The sequence below is a fragment of the Sulfitobacter sp. 1A15299 genome (genome assembly GCF_043556915.1).
Taxonomy (GTDB): Bacteria; Pseudomonadota; Alphaproteobacteria; order Rhodobacterales; family Rhodobacteraceae; genus Sulfitobacter.
In genome coordinates, this window is record NZ_JBIFFJ010000070.1 from 1 (window position 1) to 1,810 (window position 1,810).

General features: G+C 53.9%; 3 protein-coding genes. All 3 read left to right on the forward strand.

Annotated elements, in window-relative coordinates; genetic code table 11:
* A partial coding sequence (locus ACGYK7_RS19065) for a cation diffusion facilitator family transporter (protein ID WP_394403946.1) occupies positions 1 to 487 on the forward strand: 487 nt, incomplete at its 5' end.
* Entirely contained in the window at positions 484 to 1,041 is a 558-nt protein-coding gene (locus tag ACGYK7_RS19070) for an isoprenylcysteine carboxylmethyltransferase family protein (protein ID WP_067626877.1), read from the forward strand. The genes ACGYK7_RS19065 and ACGYK7_RS19070, both read left to right, overlap by 4 nt.
* Positions 1,042 to 1,136: 95 nt before the next feature.
* Positions 1,137 to 1,700: a L,D-transpeptidase gene (locus tag ACGYK7_RS19075; RefSeq protein WP_067626875.1), complete on the forward strand. Its 564-nt coding sequence runs from the start codon at positions 1,137 to 1,139 to the stop codon at positions 1,698 to 1,700.
* Positions 1,701 to 1,810: the final 110 nt, after the last annotated feature.

Below are 1,810 nucleotides of genomic sequence, written 5' to 3' on the forward strand. Positions count from 1 at the left end.
GAAGGGCAGCGTGAACATCCGCGCGCTTTTCCTGCATAACCTGTCGGACGCGCTTGCTTCGGTCGCGGTTATCGTCGGTGGGTCACTGATCATCCTTTACGACATGCGTTGGGTTGATCCTGCCATCACGATCGGCATCGCGCTCTACATTCTGTATCTGTCTTTCACTGAAATAGGCGGCCCAATCCGAACCCTGATGCTCGGGAGCCCGCCGGATGTGGATGGAAACGACGTGGTCAGAGCGATCCAAGGCGTCGAAGGCGTGGTCGACGTACATCATGTTCACCTTTGGCAAATGCAGGAGCACGCTGCGGCATTGGACTGCCATATTGTCGTCGAACGCGAACGGATGGGTGAGGCCGACAAGATTAAAGAAAACGTCAAATCGGTGCTGCATGAACGTTTCTCAATCGAGCATTCCACGCTTGAATTCGAAGCGAGCGACAATGCGCATCAGGAGGCGCAGGTGTTCGGACACCGCCCATGACGATTGCCCAAGGCATACTAGTGGTCGTTGGCCTGCTGTCCGGTCTGGTTTTGATTGGTGCGCTCCTTTGGTCGATCGTCCGCCCGTCCAAGCGCATCTGGCCTCCAAACAGAGAGCATTCAGTCATACCAAACATTGCATGGGGACTCACATTGGCCGTGTTTGGGGCGGTGATCGGTTTGGGCATCTTGGATTGGAAATCCGCTTCTATGGCCAACGCACTCCGTTGGGCGGTCGGGCCGTTCTTGATCGCAACCGGAAATCTGATCGTCTGGTGGGGGGCATTCAGCATTGGACTGAAAGCCACCAGCGGTGCGAGAGACGAGCTTATCACTTCGGGTCTCTACCGTTTCTCTCGGCATCCGCAGTACCTTGCCGACATGGCCATCCTGATAGGTTTTGGTCTTCTCTTCGCCTCATCTTGGGTTTGGCCTATCGTCATCGTTGGAGTTGCCGCGCTGGCCCTTGCCCCGCTCGCGGAAGAGCCATGGCTGCATGAGCAATACGGCTCCAAGTATCGCGATTATTGCGCTGAAACCCGTCGATACCTGTAAACTCGCTGCCTCACGAGAACGTCATCGTTTTTCAGTTGAACCTCTAGCTGCTAGAGGTCGTATCCGTCAGCCAACAAAAGAGTGAGGCAAGGCATATGACAAAAACACTGAAAACACGACGCCAGTTCGTCTCGACAACTATGATCGGACTTCTGGCAGCACCTTCCCTTCTCCGTGCTCAGGAGCCCTCGGCGGTACGCAGAAATATTTCGTCCTTTAGTGCGGATCCCTGGCAAGACCACTTCGATAACCTTCAGCACGGTGCAATTTTGTGCGACATCGACTCGCGTGCAGTCCAGTATTGGTCGGAAGACGAAAGTGTCTACAAACTCTACCCGTCGAGTGTCCCTGCCTCGGAAGAGTTGACCCGCAGGGGATATACAAAGGTTATAAGGAAGGTGGAGGGGCCGAGTTGGCGGCCCACTCCATCAATGAAAGAGCGTAACCCCGAATGGCCTGACTATTGGCCGCCGGGTCCTGACAACCCGCTTGGAACCCACGCGCTTTATCTGTCGTGGCAGTATTACCGGGTGCACGGGACCGGAGACACACGCAAGATCGGGCGCCAGTCATCAAACGGCTGTATTGGACTTTACAACGAGCACATTGCTGAACTTTTTGCTCTGGCAGAAGTGGGAACCCAGGTCAGGATTTTCTGAAACCCAAGGAAAGCTGGCTGATACTTCTATTTTTTAACATAAACTTCATTATGCGCTGTTTTACTTAGTGTTGCGATAGTATATTTTCGTATGTATGCTCAAGCCTGTCA

Excerpts from the sequence above, each read along its gene's own strand:
- ACGYK7_RS19075 (WP_067626875.1), top strand. The coding sequence starts at position 1,137 with ATGACAAAAACACTGAAAACACGACGCCAGTTCGTCTCGACAACTATG.
- ACGYK7_RS19070 (WP_067626877.1), top strand. The coding sequence starts at position 484 with ATGACGATTGCCCAAGGCATACTAGTGGTCGTTGGCCTGCTGTCCGGT.